Origin of the sequence: Falsiroseomonas sp. HW251, assembly GCF_050563545.1 — a bacterium.
Lineage (GTDB): Bacteria > Pseudomonadota > Alphaproteobacteria > Acetobacterales > Acetobacteraceae > Falsiroseomonas.
The window spans coordinates 54,511-74,187 of sequence record NZ_JBNXUM010000009.1 but is presented as its reverse complement, the minus strand read 5'-3'; the positions used below and the strand labels follow the sequence as shown (position 1 = coordinate 74,187).

Below are 19,677 nucleotides of genomic sequence, written 5' to 3'. Positions count from 1 at the left end.
TTCTCGCCTCCTCCACCCAGGCTAGCTCGATAGTGTCCTCGTGTGACGCGTGATCGGCAAGGACACGCCGCAGGGCCTCCTCGACAATACCGATGTCAATATTTCGACGGTCGCCGCTCATGTACGCGAGGCTGCGGGACTTCCGCAGGTACAGGCAAGATCCTCGACTGGGGCCGTGTTCTTCGAAAGAATTCTGGTTGCTCTGGAAATTTCGTGCGAAAAATGCGGCTGCCAAAAAAAGTAACTGATTCGCAATGATGGCGTGATCGGCCGCACAGCTCGCATACGTGTCAAAAATTGGTAGACGATATTCCCGACGAACCGCTTTTTCGTATGAGTCGCCGGGCGACTCTCGTCATAAACCAGCCCGTTTCATTGTCGCTGTTGTGACCAGAGGCGCACCGCCCGGTTGAGCGTCGTCGCGTGTCACCTATCGCTGGAGCGATCCAGAACTGTCGCTGTCGGTCTGAACGACGCCAGCCGCCGTGATGCGACGCCCGTGCCGAGAGCTGGCGCCTATTGCCCAGCGCGATACTTTCCTCGAGCAGATTGCCCTGACCGATGTGTCGGTGGAGATGGGGACTGCCTGCTACACCGGTGCGCTGACGCTCCAGGCCCTTGGCCTTGGCGGGTGGATGTACACCGGGCTCAACCCCTTCACGGTCTTGGGCGCGAGTGGAAATCCGGCGGTGCCCGGGAGCGCCGCCAGCATCGGTGCCGAGGCAGTCGAGCTCACGGCGCTGTTGGCGGAGTATATCCTTGCGACCTTCGGCCGCTGCCCGGCGACGGTGCCTCAAGACCTACCTGCAGGCACATCGCCTCAACACCGAGTTCTATGAACCGGCACTTCGGTGGGATCAAGCCTATGAGGAGAGCGCCGACCTCTTCGGCCCAAAGACCCGCAAGCTCCGGGACAGCGGCCAGCGCCTGCTGGAGTGGTACCGGGGCCGGCTGGAAGCCGCGTTCGGCCACGTCTCGCCGGCCCGGCTGATCCGCAATACGCGCGGCGGGCACCTGTATTACCTGATCTGGGCCGGGCCGCAATTGCAAGACAGATAGTGGCTACAGGCTGAACCTCGCCATGGTGTGGTTCCTTAGGGGTGGTCGCGCCAATCCTGGCCGGCGGCCGGAACGCGGAGCTGACAGCGACGGACCGCCGATGGCTGCTGGGCTTCGCGGGCGTCGCAGTGGCGGCCACGACGCTGTCCCACGCGGCCAAGGCCACCAGGCGGCCCGGCCGTCCGGCGGACAGCGCGACCGCTACCCGCGCCCTTGCGAAGGCCCTCAACGCCCGTCTGCCAGACCGGCTGCCGAACGCGGCAGAAGGCCCGAACGGGAAGGGCTTGAGCGGATGCGGCCGGCGGAGCGGACCGAGCTTCCGCCAGGCGAGCGGGCGCTGCGACGTCGGGTCGAGCTGACCGCGTCAGTTCTCGCGGGACCGTCGCGTTTCCTGGGCCCGCTCCAGCGATGCCGCCTTCCGCCGCTCCTCCCGCAGCACCTCTATCGTCGGCTGCCACCAGCCGCGCGCCAGATCGTCCGGGGAGGGCGGTGTCCGTGCTGGCCATGCCTTGAGCAGTTCGTCGCGGCTGGGCCTGCGCGAGGTCGCCCAGATCAGCGTTCCTGAACCTGCGGTGACGCCGGGGTAGAAGCGCTCCGCGATCGCCGTCTCCACGGCCTCGCCGGTGATGTCCTTGAACACCAGGCAGCCGCCATGCGTCATCAGCACCTTTTCGAGCGGGGGTAGGGCGTCATCCGGGATAGGGTAGCGCTTGCGACGGCGCTCGGCGGCCTCCGCTTTTTGCTTCTCGTTTTCGGCCGGGGCCTTCTCGTTCTCAGCCCGCCGCCGCCGCTCCTCGGGCTCGGCGTGCCTCGCGGCCTCCTCGATGGCGGGCCAGCGCTTGCGGAGATCCTCGACGGACCGGAACGGCACGCGGCAGGCCTTTAGCGCTGGGTCCCAACTGGCCCATGGCACTTCCCGCAGTTCGGCGATCACCGTGCGCGAATACGGCGTACGGACGACGAAGGTGTCCGCGACCTCCAGGTAGCGGCTGGTGAAGGGATCGAAATCGAAGGCGTCGCGGCCGCGCTGGTCGGCATAGGCCAGCACGCCCGACCATTCCCGTCCCATCCACCGGGTGACGCGACGCTCGGCCCGGATGCCTGGGACGAACCAGGCGCGAAGGTCGTCCCGCCAGCGCGCCTGCGGGAAGGCCTTGCGGAAGCGCTCCACGGTGATGCGGTCGTAGGGGAAGGAAGCGGTCGCGCCTGCTTCCTGCTGCCAGACGTTGAAGTCCGTGATCCGGTCAGGCATGGCGCCGCTCAGCTCCGTGGACGAGCACCAGGGCGAGGCTGGCGGCCAGCGCGTCCTCGGTCAGGGCGCGCCCCCAGTCGCTGGGCGTGCAAATGGTGGCGCCGGCCTCAGCCAAGCCACTGCCGCCTAGCGACGTCGACGCCTGTGACGCGGCCGCGTCCGGTGAGGTCGTGCATCCGGGTCTCGATCGTGTGTAGCCTCTGGAACGCCGCTGCGGTCGCGCGTTTCGCAGGGGATTCGGTATTTCTCAGGCTGACCTAGAGCACAGCCTCTACGGCTTCATAGCGCGCGGCTGCGACGACCGCGTTAGGGCTGCTTGCGAGCATATCGAGCGGCTCCGGAACGATGAGGACCGGGGCGACAGGGCGCAGCAAACAGGGCAGAGTTGTCTAGGCTATCCTAGATGGACGGCTGCGCGGCTAGCGCGTCCACACTTCCGTCTCGCTCACCGCCATCCAGGCGCTGGTGCCTTACGCACACGCCGATTCACCTCCGAGAACGACGTGATCCGACCTTCCCAAAACTCGTCGATCACGTCACGGTTGCTCATCACCCACGCTGAGACACGCTCGAAGTCCCTCTCATTCAGTCCTCCACTCACCTGAATGACCATGGGCTCCACGGCCAAGACCGTGAGCCTTTCAGCCTCGAAGCGCGGACTGGGAGTGACCCCTACCAACACGTTCTCTTCGCCGTGCCCACGCCGGAGCCATATCACTTGCGCCAAGCCGGTCAGATGTCTCGCAAGACTGATGCTGTCCCGCGTGATCCGATCGGCCGCAGAAGTGGCGGGGACTGGTTGGTCGTGTTGCGGCAAATCCTGAGAAGCTACAGCCTGGTCGCGGAGCACAGCAGGTTTGGCGCCTTCGGGAGGCGCGCAAACTGGCCCGGTGCACGGTAGGATTGCTAGCCGCTCGCTCTGCTTCTCAGCATCGACATCGATGGCCTCGGCGTTCGGCTGCATCGGCGCGGTGCGTTCTGTATTGTTCGCCTTCTCTGCCGGTTTCGTACGACGGACCCTGACGCCTTCGTCACCGACAGCAAGGTCGATCGAGTCGTCCGCCTCGAAGACCAAGCGTAGTGCGACCTCGAAGGCCAATCTGAAATCGGCGCCATCCTGTGAAGCAGTGCCGAACCGCTTCCGAAGGTCGCTCCACGTTGTCGTCACGATCTGGTCCGCTGCCGCGTGACGGATCGACATCGCGATCCACGCATACGCGTCCAGCGCGGCCGGCGAGGCAGACAGTCGTCGCACTACACCTCGGTCGAGAGGCACCGCGTGGTCAACCAGGCTGGAAAGGAATCTGGTGCTTAGGCGGACACCGCATCGCCAGGCGAGGTCGCCTACACGGCGTCGGCTCCGCGCGTCGAACACGCTGACTTCCGCTTGGCCGCTTTCCGACAACAGGATCCGCGCAGCCTGGAGACGCTGCCACTGATCGGCCAGATCGCGCGTCTTCGGATCAATGCCTATCGCAGCGGCAAGCAGCGTCTCATCCGTGCCCAGCTCGACGACCACGCTATTCGATCTGAAGGCTGCATCGCAGATTTGCATCATGCTCAAGCGGAAGATGCGCCCGCTCGGCACCATGTCGTCGCTGGCACTGGGTTCAATGCGGACGAATCCAGCGTCGATCGCGCGATGCCACGCTCCACGCGTGGCTCGCATCGGCAGCGCCATGCTGCAGAATAACGCATGCACCCAGACGACAGCGTCGGCCGGCTGCATGACAGCGGTAGCCGACGTCCGTGCGCGCGGAGGGCGATCCAAGCTCATACTTACAGAGACTCACTTGCAGACGATAGGAATGTCCGGCGTCGGCGCCTTTGGGACAGATCGGGGAAGTTGAGGAGCGGAGGATTTCTGGCTCATCGTAACCGCCAAGGAGTGAAGATGAGCCAGAAATCCTCCGCGCCGGCCGCTGTGGCGGCCGGCCCTGCAAAGCAGCCCGCCGAGCGGGTGGTGCGCGACATCCGCCGACGCACCCGCAAGCAACACTCGGCCGAGGAGAAGATCCGGATCGTGCTGGAAGGCCTGCGTGGCGAGGACAGCATCGCCGCGCTGTGCCGCCGCGAGGGCATCGCCGAGAGCTTGTACTACGCCTGGTCCAACGAGTTCCTGGAAGCTGGCAAGCGCCGCCTCGCCGGCGATACCGCGCGTGCTGCCACGACCCGTCCTCCATGACCGCGTGCTACGTCTCGTAGGTTCGGCCTGACGCTCCGAGCGCACCGCGAGCACCATTCGCCGCATGTCAGTGCTTCACGTCGGACCAGCCCGGTGGCGAGGTGGCCCGAGAGCGCCGGCTGGCGTCGTCGAATGACGTTTCGTAGAGGCGGGTACGCTTGGGCTCCGTAACCGCTGTCTGCAGCCCACGTCTGTTGGTGGTTGACGGTGCTGCGTAGTTCGGTTCAGCGCGCGGCGGCGTGGTGTCGCCAGTAGTCGCGGATGGCGCAGACGGCTTCTGGGATGTGGTGGTAGGCGCGGCCGATGTGGTCGCGGACTTCCTTGGGCCGGTTTGCGATGAGCTTCTCGACCTCCTCGGCTTCCGAGCAGGCGATGATCGGCAGCATAAGGCCGACATGGTCGTTGCGCTCGAACATGGGGCGCCAGGCGACCGGCCATCGCTTGACCGCGAACATGAAGCCCGCGGCCCAGGGCTGGGCGAGGACGGTGCCATCGTCGATCAGCATGTAGAGCGGGCTCCAGCGCCGGCCCTGGTCGATGTGCAGCGCGCGGTGGACGGCCTGGCGGTGATCCAGCACGGCCTGCACGGCGGCGAGGCCCATCGGCGCGGTCGGTAGGCTCGGCCCGAAGATCACGCGCAGCCAGGCGTCGGTGGCGATGCGCTCGGGGCTGACCACGAGGGCGGCGCAGAAGCCGTCGATGGCGAAGACGGTCCAGTTGCGGCGGGCGATGTCGGGCTGGTCGGCGAGCCAGGCCTCGAGGTCGTCGAGGGCGAGCGCCGGGATCCGGGCGCGGCGGGTCATGCCGCGGCGGCGGTGCCGGGCTGGCGCCAGTTCCAGGGCAGCAGGGTGGCGAGTTGCGTCGAGCGCACCTCGCCGCTGACCATCCGCTCCAGCGCGTCGGTCAGCCAAGCCTGCGGGTCGAGGCCGTTCAGGATGGCGGTGCGGATCAGCGTGGTGGCGATGGCCCAGGTCTCGCCGCCACCCTCGCTGCCCGCGAAGAGCGCGGCCTTCCTGGTCACGGCGATCGGGCGGATTTCCCGCTCCACGACGTTGGTGTCGAGTTCGAGCCGACCGTCGGTCAGGAAGCGCTCCAGCCCGGCCCAATGGCGCAGGCCGTAGCGGATGGCTTTGGCGAGCGCGTTGTCGCGGCTGACGCGGTCGAGTTGCGCCTGCAGCCAGCCCTGCATGGCGGCGACGAGTGGGGCGCTGCGGGCCTTGCGGATGGCGGCGCGGGCCTCCGGCGATTGGCCGCGGATCTCGCGCTCGATGGCGTAGATCTCGCCGATGCGCAGCAGGGCCTCGGCGGCGATCGGCGAGGCGGTGCCGGCGTGGATCTCGAAGAAGCGCCGGCGCAGATGCGCCCAGCAGAAGGCGAGCACGACCGAGCCGTCGTTGCGTCCCCTCTCCAGGGTCTTGAAGCCGGCGTAGCCATCGACCTGCAGCACGCCCCGGAAGCGCGCGAGATGGGTGGCGGGGCGGATGCCCTTGCGGTCGGGGGCGTAGAGGTAGGCGACCGCGGGCGGTCCGGTGCCGCCGCAGGCGCGGTCGTCCACTGCATAGGCCCAGAGCCGGCCGTCCATGGTCCGTCCCCGGCCGCGTTCCAGCGTCGGCAGCGGCGTGTCGTCCGCGAAGACCCGCGCGTTGCCGGTGACGTGGGCGAGGACCAGCCCGTGCAGCGGCCGCAGCCACCAGTAGGCCTTGGCGACCCAGTCGCAGAGCGTCGAGCGGTCGAGATGGATGCCCTGGCGCGCCAGGATCGCGGCCTGGCGGTAGAGCGGCAGGCCGTCGCCATACTTCGCGACCAGCACCTGAGCGAGCAGCGCCTCTGTCGGCAGGCCGCCGGGGATGGCGCGCGCCGGGGCGGGCGCCTGGTGCACGCCCTCCTCGCAGCGCCGGCAGGCGTAGCGCGGGCGGATGGTGACGCGGACGCGCAGCTGCGCCGGCACCACGTCGAGCCGTTCCGACCGATCCTCGCCGATCCGGCGCATCGCAACCCCGCAGCAGGGGCAGCCCTGGTCGGCGAGGTCGAGCACCTCCTCGATCCGCTCGAGATGCGCCGGCAGCGCGCCGCGATTGCGCGGCGCTGGCCGCTGCCGGTGTTGTCGCGGGGCTTGCTGGTCGTGTCGTTCGCGGGCTCCGGCGTCAGCGGCGCGCGGCCGAGTTCGAGGGCAAGCTGGCCGGCCTCGACGCGCTCGCTGCTCTGCCCGAAGCGGGCCCGCTGGAGGCCCTTGATGATCTGCTCGAGCGCAGCGATCCGCGCCTCGGCCGCGGCCAGTTCTGCGCGCAGCAGCGCGGCCTCGTCGGCGTTCTGTGGGGCGTCGTCCGGCACGTGGGAATCGTCACCGACGCGGCCGCGTCGCGGCAAGCGGAAATCGGCTGCGGCGCGGCGATCACGTCGCGCTCGGCTGCCAGGTCCGTTGCGGGTTCCGCCAGTCTATCCCCTCGAGCAGCATCGAGGCCTGCGCGGCGGTCAGCGCGATGCTGCCGGTGCTCGTCACCGGCCAGGGGAAGTAGCCCCGTTCCAGCCGTTTTGCGAACAGGCACAGGCCCTGCCCATCGTGCCACAGGCACTTCACCAGCCGGCCGCGGCGGCCGCGGAAGATCCAGACCGCGCCGACGAAGGGATCGGCGCCGAAGGCCTGCTGCACCAGCGCCGCCAGCCCATCCATGCCGCGGCGCATGTCGGTTTGGCCGCAGGCCAGGAAGATGCGCGTCCCCGCCGCCGGGCCGATCATGTGGAACCCAGCGCCGCCAGAACACGACGCAGTGCCGAGCCGTCCACATCGGCGCCGACGCACACCACCGCGCCGCCCGGCAGCGTGATCTCCATCCGGCCAGCCATCGCCGGCACGGCGTCGGCACTGGGCGTCGTCGGATCCGGCGGCACGGCCTTGCGTTCCGCAGCAGGAGCGAGGCTGACCTGGGCGAAGACCGGCACCGGCACCGGCGGCTCGCCGAACTCGCCGGCCAGCAACTGCCGACGCCACGTGTAGAGCAGGCCCGTCCCAATGCCCCAGCGCCGCGCCACCTCCGCCGGCATCGCGCCAGGCTGCATCGCCTCGCTGACAATCAGGCGTTTCTGGTCCGCCGACCACGACCGGCGCCTCTCGCCTCTGGTGATCACCTCCACCACCTCGCTACGCGCGCTCCTACGACTTCTCGTATGAGCGCTCGCAGTCTCCGCCTCGATCTCCATCCAGCACCCCGTCACGACATCAGCCGCGACAGCGCACCATCAGAAACCCGTGCCGCAAGGTGGGCCACAGACAGCGGTTACTGGGCTCCGCCCAGTTGCGGGCAACCTCAGCGCGGAGGTCGAGGCCTTGCGCCTCCAGAACGCAGCGCAGATCCGCCCAGGTCATCTGGCGAGAGTCGTGCGCCGCCACGATGAGCGGGAGCGCCTGCCGGATGACTGGCTCGATGACGATCAGCCGTGACACGCCGGCATCGCTGAAATCTACATCGACGGAGCGGCCGTGGAAGGTCAGCCGCACCTGATTGGGGACGTAAAAGCCCAGGCCGACGTTGCTCATGGGGGGCTCGCTTGTGAGCGCATTCGCCCCGTGCGTCTTCCGCCATCTTCGGCCGGATCATCGTCTGTGAGACTAGCCAACAGCAAAGTGCGGGCCGGCGATGTCAGCGTCGCCGGCCCAGTTTGAATGACAGAACGAGTGTAGTCTTACCGCGGTTACGATCCGCGGCCCTTAAGCATACAATTTTAGGTGTCAAACGTCATCGAAACTTTCTACTATGTGTTTCTGCGGAGGCGGGGCGTGAGCGTCTGGAGGCGCTGGTCGAAGCTGCGGGAATGGCTTGGCACCGCTTCCGGCGCAGCCTCAGCGGGCCAGGCAACTTGAATCACTGCGGTCAACGCTTGAACAGCTTCCGCCACCAGGGCGTAGATGCCTGGACCTTTGCTGCGGCGTCGGCCGCGGCCTGGCGTCGTCCCTCTTCGGCCCGGCGCTCAGCCTCTGCGCGAAGCGCCTGCTGGCGCGTTTCCGCGATAACGGCGCGGCGTTCGGCGTCAGCGGCGCGCTGCACAGCGTCAGTGGCGCGCCTACCCCCCTCAAGGGCGCGAGCCGCCTCCGCACTAGCACGCGCCTCTGCGTCGCTACGCGCGAGCTCCGCTTGCTCGGCAGCCTGTTGCGCGACGCGCAGAGCGGCCGCGGCTTCTTCTGCAGCGGCGCCGGCGCCATCGAGATCCGCCCGTAGCCGTTCCCGCTCCGCGTCCTGCGCAGATAGCGCTTCTCGCAGTCTGGCGCCTTCAGCGATCGCGGCATGCAGGTCGCGCGTCAAGCGCTCGGCTTCGGCGGAGGATACTTCGGCCGTGTCGCGCGCTACGGCGGCGGCTGCTTCGGCTTCACGACGCGCGTCGGACGCGCCCCGCAGGACCCCTTCCGCAAGTGCCAGCGTGCGCAGCAGCTCCGCCGCGGCAGCCTCAGCCTTATTCGCGCGCTCCTGCTGCTGCGCCAGCTCGGCTTCAAGACCGCGCGCCCGCGCCTCCGCCGCGCGGCCGCTCGCCAGAAGGCCGGCAATCGTCTCGGCCACGGTAATTGCGCCCTCGCGCCCGAGCCGCGAGGCGGCGTGCTCTGCCGGAGCTCGCCGGAGCTTGTAACGGTCGATCACCTCGACAGGCACCGCGACGCGGTCACCTCCGTCGTTGCCGCGCATTCGCTCCCAACCCTGGCGGGCGGCAAGGCGGCGGAAGCTTTTGACCTTGATGCCGAGCTCTTGCGCGCCCTCGGCATGTCTGAACCAACGAACGCCTTCCCGAGTGTCGCCGCTTTCCAATCCCGCTCCCCCTCACGTCTTACCCTCGTTGCCTCGCGTCGGAGCGCACCTACGGGATGCGGCGGTTAAACAGAAGGTGGCGACCTCGCAGTTGGCGGCCTGCCGCCGCGAATGAGCCAATTAAGCGACGGTGCTTGCGGCGTAGCCCATCAGCAGAACGAGCATCGTTTCGGTGTTCGCGTGTCGAAACCGGTTCTTGCCTTTCGAGTTTGCGCGTTGTTACCGTTCGTCGCGCGCTGTGCGGCGCGCAGTCGTTGAGGAAGGCAGGGTCAAACGGTGGGGGAAACTCTCACACGGCCGTCACGGTCGGTGCGGGCGCGGGAGCTATTCACCTTCCTGCTGCTCGCGGTTTTCATCTGGCCCTTCATTGCGGTCGGAGTCGTCGCGGGCTGGGGATTCGTAGTCTGGATGTACCACGTGCTGGCCGGACCGCCAGGGCCGGGCTGACCCCGTGTACCCGCCCAAGCCCCACGGCGCTCGGCCCGTCGAACTGCACATCTCCAGCCTGGTCGTGCACAGCCTGCCGCGGCACGCGGAGACAGTGGCTATGCGCATCGCCGCGATCCCTGGCGCCGAGCTTCGTGGGAGCGCCGAAGGGGGCAAGCTCGTCGTGTTGCTCGAAACGTCGAGCGAATCCGAGATCGTCGAGCGGCTGAACGCCATCCAGCTGCTCGACGGCGTGCTCGCCGCGACACTCGTCTTCCATCACGTCGAACCGATCGAGCCTGCCCAGGCCAGCAGCGGGGAGTGCGCGCCATGCACGCGTCACGTCGGGAACTAATCAAGGCTCAGGCCGCTGCCGCGGCCGCCATGGCAGCCGGCATCGCGATGCCCGCCTCGGCCCAGAACGTGCCGGTCGGCGACGAGCTGCGCCTAAAGTGGGACAAGGCGCCCTGCCGTTTCTGTGGCACCGGCTGCGGCGTGATGGTCGCGACGCGTGACGGGCGCGTCGTCGCCACCCATGGCGACATGCGCGCCGAGGTGAACCGCGGCCTGAACTGCGTGAAAGGCTACTTCCTCTCCAAGATCATGTATGGCGCTGACCGGCTGACCCGGCCGCTCATGCGCATGCGCAACGGGCGTTTCGACAAAGAGGGTGAGCTCCAGCCCGTTAGCTGGGACCAGGCTTTCGACACCATGGCCGCGCATTGGAAGCGCATCCTGCGGGAGAAGGGGCCGACCGCGGTCGGCATGTTCGGCTCCGGCCAGTGGACGATGTTCGAGGGCTACGCCGCAAGCAAGCTGATGCGGGCTGGCTTCCGGTCCAACAATCTCGACCCCAATGCGCGGCACTGCATGGCCTCGGCCGCCGTGACCTTCATCCGCACCTTCGGCAGCGACGAGCCGATGGGCTGCTACGACGATTTCGAGCATGCCGACGCCTTCGTGCTCTGGGGCTCGAATATGGCGGAGATGCACCCGATCCTCTGGACGCGGGTGACCGACCGACGCCTCTCGGCGTCGCATGTGCGTATCCACACCCTCTCTACTTATGAGCACCGGACGACGGATCTCTCCGATGCGTCGCTGATCTTTAAGCCGGGTAGCGATCTTGCGATCCTGAACTACATCGCGAACCACATCATCCAGTCCGGCGCCGTGAACCGTGACTTCGTGCAGAAGCACGTCAATTTTCGCCTGGCCAACACCGATATCGGCTACGGCCTGCGGCCCGACCATGTGATGGAGCAGCGCGCGCAGCACGCCGATGACGCGCAGGTCTCGCAGGCAGCCGACTTCGATGCTTATGCGAGGTTAGTAAGCGAATACACGCTGGACCGTGCGAGCGAGATCTCGGGCGTGCCGAAGGTGCAGCTCGAGGCGCTGGCCAGGCTCTACGCCGACCCGAAGACCAAGGTCATGTCGCTCTGGACAATGGGGTTCAACCAGCACGTCCGTGGTGTCTGGGCGAACCACATGGTCTACAACATCCATCTGCTGACCGGCAAAATCGCGGAACCCGGCAACAGCCCGTTCTCGCTGACGGGGCAACCTTCGGCCTGCGGCACGGCGCGCGAGGTCGGCTGCTTCGCCCACCGCCTGCCAGCTGACATGCTCGTGGCGAACGCCGATCACCGCAAGCTAGTGGAGGAGATCTGGAGACTGCCGGCCGGACTGCTCCCGGGGCAGGTCGGCTACCACGCCGTGCAGCAGGACCGCATGCTGAAGGACGGCAAGCTGAACGCCTACTGGATCATGTGCAACAACAACCTCCAGACGGCGCCGAACACCAACAACGAAACTTATCCCGGCTACCGCAACCCCGAGAACCTCGTCGTCGTCTCCGATGCCTATCCGACCGTCACAGCCGGCGCCGCCGACATCGTCCTGCCGACCGCGATGTGGGTCGAGAAGGAAGGCGCCTACGGCAATGCAGAGCGGCGCACCCAGTTCTGGCGTCAGCTCGTGGACGCGCCGGGCGAGGCGCGCTCCGACCTCTGGCAGGTCATGGAGTTCTCGAAGCGCTTCACGACAGACGAGGTCTGGCCGGCCGAGATCCTGAACGCCGCGCCGGACTACCGCGGCAAGACGCTGTTCGACGTGCTGTTCCGGAACGGGCAGGTGGACGCCTTCCCGCTCTCCCAGCTTAGCCCGGATCACAACAACACGGAATCAAAGGATTTCGGCTTCTACGTGCAGAAGGGGATCTGGGAAGAATACATCCGCTGCGGCAACGGCCACGGCCATGACTACGCGCCCTTCGACACCTATCACGAGGTACGCGGGCTGCGCTGGCCGGTGGTGAACGGGCAGGAGACGAAGTGGCGCTACCGCGAGGGGCTCGATCCCTATGTCGAGCGCGGAAGCGGCATCCAGTTCTACGGAAACCCCGACAAGCGCGCGAACATCGTCGGCGCGCCCTACGAGGCGCCCGCCGAGACGCCGGATTCAGAATACGACCTCTGGCTCGTCACCGGTCGCGTGCTGGAGCACTGGCACTCCGGCTCCATGACGCTGCGGGTGCCGGAGCTCTATCGCGCCTTCCCGGGGGCCGTACTGTTCATGCACCCCGAGGACGCGCAGCGCCGCGGCTTCCGGCGTGGGCAAGAGGTGCGCATCATCTCCCGTCGCGGCGAGATCCGCTCCCGCGTCGAGATCCGCGGCCGCAACCGGGTGCCGCGCGGCCTGGTGTTCGTCCCCTTCTTTGATGCGAGCCAGCTCATCAACAAGGTCACGCTGGACGCGACGGACCCGATCTCGAAGCAGACCGACTTCAAGAAGTGTGCCGTGAAGGTGGTCGCGGCGGCGGAGCGCCCGGCCGTGAGGCCGGCGTCCGCGCCCGATCAGCGCGGAGCGCCCCGCTGATGCGCCGGCCGTTTGCCGTCTTCGCGGCGCTGGTGGCGCTTTGCATCGTCGCTGGCGGTCTGATGGCCCAAGACGCGCCGCGGCTTCGAGGGCCCGAGCCCTTCACGACCGAAGCACCCGCACCGCCGTTGCCTCGCCCGGTCACCAACGACGTGCGCGTGCGTCGGAACTACCCCGATCAGCCGCCCGTCATCCCACACGCGATCGAAGGGTATGCGCTCGACCTCAACGCCAACCGCTGCATGTCGTGCCACTCGCGCCGTTTTACGGAACAGAGCCAGGCGCCGATGATCTCCGTCACGCATTACCAGGACCGGGAAGGCAATACGCTGGGCGGCCTCGCGCCTCGGCGCTACGCCTGCCTCGCTTGCCACGTCCCACAGACCGAGGCCCGGCCGCTCGTCGAGAACCGCTTCCAGGACATGGACGCGCTCACGGAGCCGGAACGTCCGGGCAGCAGCAGGGGTGGCCGCTAATGTCGGCGACCGGAGACACGGATCCCCGCGCCGCCGGCCCGACGCAGCGGCCCGGCTTCGCCCGCCGGTCGTGGCGCTGGTTCCGCGGCCTACCTGTCGTGCGTACGGCGCTGTCCCCGGCTCGGACGCTGAGCCTTGCCTTCCTGACGCTCGGCGGCTTCGTGGCCGGCGTGATGTTCTGGGGCGGCTTCAACACGGCACTGGAGTTCACCAATCGCCCAGCGTTTTGCATCGGTTGCCACGAGATGCGAAGCAACGTCTTCGAGGAGCTGCAGGGCACCATTCATCACGTCAACCGATCCGGCGTTCGGGCCGGCTGCCCGGACTGCCACGTCCCGCACGAGTGGACCAACAAGATTGCGCGTAAGATGCAGGCCTCGATGGAGGTGTGGGGCCATCTCTTCGGTACCATCAGCACGCGCGAGCGTTTCCTCGACCACCGACGCACCATGGCGGAGCGGGAGTGGGCGCGGATGACGGCAAACGACAGCCTGGAATGCCGCAACTGCCACACGGCGGAGGCGATGGACCTGACGAAGCAGAACCCGCGCGCCGCGTCGGCGCATGAGCGATTCCTGTTTACCGGGGAGCGGACCTGCATTCAGTGCCATCGGGGCATCGCCCACCGCCTGCCCGATATGCGAGGCGTGCCGGGATGGCAGTGATCCGGCGCGCGCTTTTGCTACTGACTGTCGCCGGCGCGGCGCGCGCACAGACCGCTGCGGTGCCGAATGAGGGGCCCTTGCGGGCTCTCTACGGCTTGGCGGATCTGCAGCGCCGTGCCGCGACAGTTGCTGCCAGTCGCGATACCAGGCCGGAGGTGAAGACCTTTGCCGCGGAGATGGCGGCTTGGCGCGAGGTCCAGCTGCCCCGCCTGCGCGACTTCCTCTCCGGCCGCGGCATCGCCTCGCTCGACATGACCGAAGACCAGCGCACCGTATGGCAAGCGCTGGAGCCGCTTGACCACCTCGAACTGAGCCGACGCTATGCAGAGGTGCAGGTCCAGGCGCTGGATCTGGAGGTCCCGGCCTATGAAGCGGCTTTGGCCAGCACCGACCCGTCGGTACGCGCGCTGGCCGAGGAAATGCTCCCGACACTCCGCCGCGTGCTCGACAGGGCAAGGCAGGTTCATGACGGCGTAAAGCCCTGAACGCTTGAGCTCTTCGGGCAGCTTGGAAGAGATACGGCTCAACGATGCGTGCTTGTCCTGCACCGCAGCAGCATGGCATCCCGGCGAGCATGCGCCCCGAGCAGCTCTTCCTGCGACATGCAGCCGTCATCGCCTTCGTCATGTCGCTGTTGTCTACGCCTCTACAAGCCGCCGGCGGCAGCGTGACATTGGTCGTAGATGGCGTCACCGCAGGCGAAGGGACGATACGGATCGCTATTTGCCGGCGGGAGCGCTTCCTATCGGAGGACGCGGACTGTCCCTGGGGCGCAAGCGTCCCGGCGAGCGGTTCGACGGTCCGCGTCGAGATCCGCGATGTACCGCCGGGCACCTACGCGGTTCTCGGCCACCAAGACAGCAATTCCGACGGCCGCATTAACCGATGGCCCATCGTCGGCCTACCGACTGAGCCGCTCGGCTTCCTTGCGGGTCGGTGGCATCCACGCCTGCGGCGCGCTCCCACTTTCGACGAAGCCGCCATCGTCTGGCCCCGAGAAGGCAGTACACTGCGCGTCGAACTTTACCCAACCGCCTCCTGGTTCTGAAAAGGTCTCTGAAGTTGCCCGTTTCTGTGGACGGTTGGCTGGTCAAGGCTTTTCTCGGCCATGGCCCAGCTTTCGAATTCGACGCTGCGTTCGGCCAGCGTGGCATTTCGCGGCGGCCACAGTGACCTTCGTCTGCAACAGATATCAGCGGCACCCCGCACAGGTCACCATCCCGCGCTTTTCCCGCGCCGGCTCGATCACATAGCCGCACCGACGGCAGTTCGCGCCGTCGTCGTTCGAGTCGAAGGGGCCGGCGACGCGCCTACGCGGTGCGACAGCCGTTTGCTTGCGAGGTCGCCCTGGGCCGCGGCGAGGTGCGACGACGAGCTCTGGGTCAGGAACGGCAGGCTCAGCTACTGCCGCCGGCACCGACGGCGACCTCGGCGGCATGACATGGAAGGTCGGTGTCATCGGCGCGGCGATACTGGGTTTCGGCGCGTCGGGGAACGCAGGCGGTGCGTCGCGAGCGGGGAAACTGTCTTCCCACGATGCGGCGCGAACCCCGAGGGAACGCGGCCTGGCCTGTTCGCGCGCGCGGCCGGGGGCGCCGGAGCGGACATGCACGACCTCGACCGTCCTGCTGCCCCGGGTGCCGCGCTGGGGCACGTTGCGGACCTCGCGGCGCTCCGCGGTGGGAGACTTATCGTCCCGGAAACGGGCGAAGACGCGGTCGATCTCGGACATGGGTCTCCAGAAGATTAGCTGCTCGCGTGCCGGACAGCTGTTCGCTGCCGAGGCTTGAGGGCGCGTGAGAGAGTTAGTGCGGCGGATCGCCTGAGCAATCGCAAGCCTGAATTTCGCGGCGGGGTCCCGACAAAAGCGATTCGCGATCAACGACTTAAGCTTGAGGGTAAAATCGGCCAACCCTCAAGGTTCGGAGACTCTCCGCTCTCTCCGGCCCGAATTTGACGGTGATTCCGCCTTCGAACCATCAAGGTCTGTACGGAAACCTCTGCCAAACTTGGGCTTCAGCGCGGTGCGCCGTCGAGGAGAGACGGGTTGTGAGAAGACCGACTGGAGCAGCGGTGGAAACCGAGAACACAACTTTCTCTGGTGCGGGGTAGTTGCTGCCCCTCTATCCGACAGAAGGGGCCCAGAAGCAGACGACCGGAAACCAAGGCGGAAACGTCTCTCCCCGGCTTTCGCTCAAGTTCGAGCTTGTTGGACAAGGTCCCGCGCGATGGGCTGCGCAACTCGGCCGGCCGAGGCGCAGCTAGCTCACCGTGCGCAGCTCCCCGAGCATCGTCGGAATCAGCTCACTCACGGTCGGATGGATGTGCATGGTCCGCTCGATCGCCGTGTACGGCGCCCGCGCGCTCATGACGTCGAGCAGCGAATGGACGATCTCATCTGCTTCGATGCAAAGCAGGGCGGCGCCGAGGATGAGCTTCGTCTCGCCGTCCACCAGCACCTTCATGAAACCCTGCGTCTCACCTCGTTCGCGCGCGCGGGCAACGCGGGTCATCGGGATGTGACCCTTGAGCGCTGGCTTGCCGGTCGCGCGCACCTCGGCCTCCGTCATGCCGGCGCGGCCGAGCGGCGGGTCGGTGAACAGCGCATAGGCCGTGATCCGAGCCGAGACACGGCGTGAGTCGCCGTCCAGCAGATTGGCCGCGACGATCTCATAGTCGTTGTACGAGGTATGGGTGAAGGCGCCCTTCCCGTTGGCGTCGCCGAGCGCCCAGATGCCTTCCGCACTCGTCCGAAGCTCGTCGTCAACCGCGATGAAGCCGCGTGCGTCCAGCTTGACGCCGGCGGCCTCAAGGTCGAGATCCTCCACGTTCGGCCGCCGTCCGACCGCCAGCAGCAGGTCGCTGCCCACAACTGAGAGGGGCTGGTTCGCGATGGTGGCGTCCACGCGCACTCCGGAGGCGTGCGGCGCGACGGTGGGATCACGGATCCCGCAGCGCACCGCGATGCCCTCAGATTCCAGGATTTCACGGATGGTGGCGGAGACGTCCGGATCCTCACGCGCGATCAGCCGATCCGCATGTTCGAGGATCGTCACCTCGGATCCGAACCGGCGAAACATTTGCGCGAATTCCAGACCGATATAGCTGCCGCCCACCACGATCATGTGCTTCGGCACACGGTCCACGTCCATCATGGAGACGTTAGTGAGGTAGGGAACTTCGGAGAGGCCAGGCCAGTCTGGCACAAGGGGTCGGCCGCCGGTGTTGATGAAGATGCGCGAGGCGGTCAGGGCACGCGCGCCGACCGAAATCGTGCGCGGACCCGTGAACCGCGCTGTGCCCGCAACAAGGTCGAGGTTCTGCGTGCCGGACAGCCAGGCGCGGAGGCCGTCAAGCGACGCCTGCACCACCCGGTCCTTGCGCGCCTTCACGGCGGCCATGTCTACGCCGACCTCGCCGCCTATACGCACGCCGTAGTCCGCGGCACGTCGAGCCATGTGGGCGACGCGGGCGCTCGCCACCAGCGTCTTTGTCGGGGTGCAGCCATCGTTCACGCAGGTGCCGCCGAGGTGCTCGCGCTCGATCAGCGCCGTGCGCAAGCCGTGCTGCGCCAAGCGCACGGCAAGCGACGGGCCGGCCTGACCGCTGCCGATGACGACGGCATCGTAGCTCTCGACCATCCTGGCCTGCTCCTCATACCCAACCGAAGGGCTGACGCTATCCGAAGGTCGCACTGTAGAGCGACAGGCCGGGCGACGTGGCCTCGAGCTCCATGACCAGCTCGCCGTAACGTGTGCCGTCGACAACCGTGTACAGAGCAGGCCAGCCGATGCGGATTGTTCGCCACTCCTCCGTCCCGGATCTGACTCGCACCGTCGCGCCATCGGGCGCGCCCGCGACAAAGTGGACTTTCGCCGCGGAGTAGTGCAGCCGCAGCCTACCCTGGTCGGAGCGCAGAACCAACGGCTCGCCGTCCCTGGCCCAGCTTCCGTCGAGCTCGTAACGGTTGAGCCGCGGCCCGCCGGGGATGAAGGCGTAGGTTGCCACGCCCCGGCGAGGCGACTGTGCGGCTTCCTGCGGCGTCGGGTGGATCGCACCGAAATACATCTCCGGCGAAGCGACGCGCGAGAGATCCATGTCGTCCGGTGGATTCCGCCGGGCCACGTCCGGCGAGAGGCCGAGCAGCCCGCGGATGGTCCGCTCCATCTCCATCGCGTGGCCCTCGCCTTCGCGGAGCATCACGATCCGCGCCTCCCGATCGAGGATGTAGAAGCTCGGCCAGGCCCGGTTGCTCCACGCCCGCCAGGTCCGGTAGTCGTTGTCCTGGCCTACGGGAAAGCGGATGCCGTACTCGCGCAGCGCAAGCTCCACGTTAGCGCGGAGGTGCTCGAAAGCGAATTCCGGCGTGTGGATTCCGACGACCTGCAAGCCGGCAGGCCCGTATTCCTCGTGCCAGCGCTCGATATAGCTCATAGAGCGCAGGGCGTAGATGCAGGAATAGGTCCAGAAGTTCACGAGGCCCACCCTGCCGCGCAGCACCGCGGCATCAAGCGGCGCTGCAGCGTTCAGCCACTGGTCCACCAGGAAGGGTGGTGCTGCCGGTCCCACCGCCTGCGCCGCTTGCGGCAGGGCGCCCACCGTGGTCGCCACGGATGCAATTCCGGAAGACAGAAGGTCCCGACGGTACACTGCAAACATCCTCCAGAGAGCGTTGGCCGCCGGAGAGCGACCTTGGGCGTCTGCGCGTCGGGCCAGTCAACAGGCCTGCGGTGAAAACCCCAGAAAACCTGCCACTCAGCGCCGCGGTCCGTCTATCAGAGAGTGAGCCGCCCACGGGAACTGGTGGAGCGAGTGCTCCCGGATTCGAACCGTCGCCGGCACCGTAGAACTGGCTGCGAGAAGAAACTCGCCGAGACCTTTGGTCAACGCTGCTTTGATCCACTCCGTGGGTACAACACACGAGCGTGCGCGTCGCTGCGCTCAGACGCGCCCATTATCCCGTCCCGGAGGGGTCCCTCAGTCGAGGGACAAGTTCGCTGTGCCGCGCCGCGCCTTCGCTTTCTCGTTCGCAACGCTCCCCACGTCCGCATGCCCGTCATCTGGTCGGCGGCCTCCTTGTCCTTGCAGTCGCGCGCGAGCCGCCTCGTTGCAGCCGACCATTCAGCCACCAATAATTCCATTAAGGAAACAATCAATGTTCCGAAGCGTCGCGCAAGCCGTCCTGGCTTGCCTCATCGTCTGCCTTGGCAGCTTTCCTGCCGTGGCCGAAGACCCTGCAAGGCTGGAGATCGTTTGGCCGGCCGAAGGCATGGTCGTGCCGCTCGGCACGGATCCGGAGCGCGTGATCGGCGTTGTCGTGCGGAGCAACTTCACACTTCGGCCTGCCGGCCAGTGCGGGGCGGAGCCGCGTTGCGGTCATGTCCACATGAAGCTCGAACCGGACGGCGACACCTGCAACATCCCGGGTCGCCCGTACAACAGCATGAACAGTGACTTCGGCGGCGACTTGATCACCGCCCGATTCGGTCACTGCCCCATCGCCACCGGCCCGCACGTGATCGGAATTCTCCTGGCCGATGACCATCACCGGCCCATCCTTGTGAACGGTCAGCCCGTTACCGCACTTGTCCAGGTGACGACGCGGTAGTGGCTGGCATCCACGAAAAAGACCGCTTTCGCCGCTACACGGATCGCACGTGAAAGCGTGAGTGGTTTGCAGTGCCCCGCACGACCTGGGCGACCTTCATCGGCAAACCGTGCTGAGACGCCGCATACAATGGCGGCTGCCGCGCACTGTGGACGCGGCAGCCCGGCCGAGGATTCAGACTGTCACGCGGCTGCCGTCGAAGCGCGGTAAGCGTCTTCCCTCGACTGCCTTGCGGTGCGTGGTGCTGGTCGGCTGACCTGCGCGGCTACTGGGCGATGCGGAAGTCCGTTGTCGCCCTTACGCGTAGGGGTATGGGCGTTGCCGGACGGTCAG

At 67.1% G+C, this 19,677-nt stretch carries 20 protein-coding genes and 2 pseudogenes; 11 read left to right on the top strand and 11 right to left on the bottom strand.

From position 1 onward, the window contains the following. The first annotated feature begins 49 nt into the window (after positions 1-49). Together ACLF3M_RS12735 and ACLF3M_RS12730 are read left to right on the top strand one after the other, a co-directional pair. Positions 50-244, top strand: coding sequence for a hypothetical protein (locus ACLF3M_RS12735; RefSeq protein ID WP_430657307.1), 195 nt, complete (start codon positions 50-52; stop codon positions 242-244). Positions 245-759: 515 nt separating this feature from the next. Beyond that, positions 760-1,059 (top strand): hypothetical protein, encoded by a 300-nt coding sequence (locus ACLF3M_RS12730; RefSeq protein WP_430657306.1) that lies wholly within the window; start codon positions 760-762, stop codon positions 1,057-1,059. Between the two features lie 364 nt (positions 1,060-1,423). Here the strand turns inward: ACLF3M_RS12730 and ACLF3M_RS12725 are convergent, their stop codons facing one another. Together ACLF3M_RS12725 and ACLF3M_RS12720 are read right to left on the bottom strand one after the other, a co-directional pair. After that, entirely contained in the window at positions 1,424-2,311 is an 888-nt protein-coding gene (locus ACLF3M_RS12725) for a hypothetical protein (RefSeq protein ID WP_430657305.1), read from the bottom strand. A 445-nt stretch (positions 2,312-2,756) separates the two neighbouring features. Beyond that, entirely contained in the window at positions 2,757-4,040 is a 1,284-nt protein-coding gene (locus tag ACLF3M_RS12720; RefSeq protein WP_430657304.1) for a replication protein RepA, read from the bottom strand. A 165-nt stretch (positions 4,041-4,205) separates the two neighbouring features. Here ACLF3M_RS12720 and ACLF3M_RS12715 point away from each other — a divergent pair. Beyond that, positions 4,206-4,484 (top strand): annotated as a pseudogene (locus ACLF3M_RS12715) (transposase); the annotation flags it as partial. 236 nt (positions 4,485-4,720) lie between these two features. On the opposite strand, the gene ACLF3M_RS12710 reads toward ACLF3M_RS12715, so the two are convergent. From ACLF3M_RS12710 to ACLF3M_RS12685, 6 genes and pseudogenes are all read right to left on the bottom strand, one after another. Then, positions 4,721-5,299, bottom strand: a complete 579-nt coding sequence (locus tag ACLF3M_RS12710; protein WP_430657303.1) for a YecA family protein — start codon at positions 5,297-5,299, stop codon at positions 4,721-4,723. Next, positions 5,296-6,827: pseudogene (gene tnpC / locus ACLF3M_RS12705) on the bottom strand (IS66 family transposase). The gene ACLF3M_RS12710 and the pseudogene tnpC overlap by 4 nt, the downstream one beginning before the upstream one ends. Positions 6,828-6,888: 61 nt before the next feature. Then, positions 6,889-7,233: an IS66 family insertion sequence element accessory protein TnpB gene (gene tnpB, locus ACLF3M_RS12700; RefSeq protein WP_430657302.1), complete on the bottom strand. Its 345-nt coding sequence runs from the start codon at positions 7,231-7,233 to the stop codon at positions 6,889-6,891. After that, positions 7,230-7,631, bottom strand: coding sequence for an IS66-like element accessory protein TnpA (tnpA, locus tag ACLF3M_RS12695; protein WP_430657301.1), 402 nt, complete (start codon positions 7,629-7,631; stop codon positions 7,230-7,232). Before tnpA ends, tnpB begins: the two co-directional genes overlap by 4 nt. Before the next feature lie 82 nt (positions 7,632-7,713). Continuing rightward, the gene (locus ACLF3M_RS12690) at positions 7,714-8,031 is read right to left on the bottom strand and encodes a hypothetical protein (RefSeq protein WP_430657300.1); all 318 of its coding nucleotides are present in this window, start codon (positions 8,029-8,031) and stop codon (positions 7,714-7,716) included. Positions 8,032-8,365: 334 nt separating this feature from the next. Next, positions 8,366-9,289 (bottom strand): hypothetical protein, encoded by a 924-nt coding sequence (locus tag ACLF3M_RS12685; RefSeq protein WP_430657299.1) that lies wholly within the window; start codon positions 9,287-9,289, stop codon positions 8,366-8,368. A gap of 276 nt (positions 9,290-9,565) precedes the next feature. Here ACLF3M_RS12685 and ACLF3M_RS12680 point away from each other — a divergent pair, with 276 nt between their 5' ends. The 7 genes from ACLF3M_RS12680 to ACLF3M_RS12650 all read left to right on the top strand — a co-directional run bounded on the left by ACLF3M_RS12680 (position 9,566) and on the right by ACLF3M_RS12650 (position 14,784). Beyond that, a complete protein-coding gene (locus ACLF3M_RS12680; protein WP_430657298.1) occupies positions 9,566-9,736 on the top strand; it encodes a periplasmic nitrate reductase, NapE protein in 171 nt (56 codons plus the stop codon). Between the two features lie 4 nt (positions 9,737-9,740). Beyond that, entirely contained in the window at positions 9,741-10,070 is a 330-nt protein-coding gene (locus tag ACLF3M_RS12675; RefSeq protein WP_430657297.1) for a chaperone NapD, read from the top strand. Beyond that, positions 10,046-12,595: a periplasmic nitrate reductase subunit alpha gene (gene napA, locus ACLF3M_RS12670; protein WP_430657296.1), complete on the top strand. Its 2,550-nt coding sequence runs from the start codon at positions 10,046-10,048 to the stop codon at positions 12,593-12,595. Before ACLF3M_RS12675 ends, napA begins: the two co-directional genes overlap by 25 nt. Next, complete coding sequence (locus tag ACLF3M_RS12665; RefSeq protein ID WP_430657295.1) at positions 12,595-13,071, top strand: nitrate reductase cytochrome c-type subunit; 477 nt, start codon at positions 12,595-12,597, stop codon at positions 13,069-13,071. Before napA ends, ACLF3M_RS12665 begins: the two co-directional genes overlap by 1 nt. A gap of 98 nt (positions 13,072-13,169) precedes the next feature. Beyond that, a complete protein-coding gene (locus ACLF3M_RS12660) occupies positions 13,170-13,736 on the top strand; it encodes a NapC/NirT family cytochrome c (protein WP_430657294.1) in 567 nt (188 codons plus the stop codon). Then, positions 13,727-14,221 (top strand): DUF4142 domain-containing protein, encoded by a 495-nt coding sequence (locus tag ACLF3M_RS12655; protein WP_430657293.1) that lies wholly within the window; start codon positions 13,727-13,729, stop codon positions 14,219-14,221. The genes ACLF3M_RS12660 and ACLF3M_RS12655 overlap by 10 nt, the downstream gene beginning before the upstream one ends. 89 nt (positions 14,222-14,310) lie before the next feature. Then, positions 14,311-14,784, top strand: a complete 474-nt coding sequence (locus ACLF3M_RS12650) for a DUF2141 domain-containing protein (protein WP_430657292.1) — start codon at positions 14,311-14,313, stop codon at positions 14,782-14,784. Positions 14,785-14,928: 144 nt separating this feature from the next. On the opposite strand, the gene ACLF3M_RS12645 is transcribed toward ACLF3M_RS12650, so the two are convergent. From ACLF3M_RS12645 to ACLF3M_RS12635, 3 genes are all read right to left on the bottom strand, one after another. Next, a complete protein-coding gene (locus tag ACLF3M_RS12645) occupies positions 14,929-15,468 on the bottom strand; it encodes a hypothetical protein (RefSeq protein ID WP_430657291.1) in 540 nt (179 codons plus the stop codon). Between the two features lie 529 nt (positions 15,469-15,997). Continuing rightward, positions 15,998-17,377, bottom strand: coding sequence for an FAD-containing oxidoreductase (locus ACLF3M_RS12640; protein WP_430657290.1), 1,380 nt, complete (start codon positions 17,375-17,377; stop codon positions 15,998-16,000). Between the two features lie 37 nt (positions 17,378-17,414). Continuing rightward, positions 17,415-18,347: a redoxin domain-containing protein gene (locus ACLF3M_RS12635; RefSeq protein ID WP_430657289.1), complete on the bottom strand. Its 933-nt coding sequence runs from the start codon at positions 18,345-18,347 to the stop codon at positions 17,415-17,417. Between the two features lie 544 nt (positions 18,348-18,891). Between ACLF3M_RS12635 and ACLF3M_RS12630 the strand changes: the two genes are divergently transcribed. Next, positions 18,892-19,344, top strand: coding sequence for a hypothetical protein (locus ACLF3M_RS12630; protein WP_430657288.1), 453 nt, complete (start codon positions 18,892-18,894; stop codon positions 19,342-19,344). Positions 19,345-19,677: the final 333 nt, after the last annotated feature.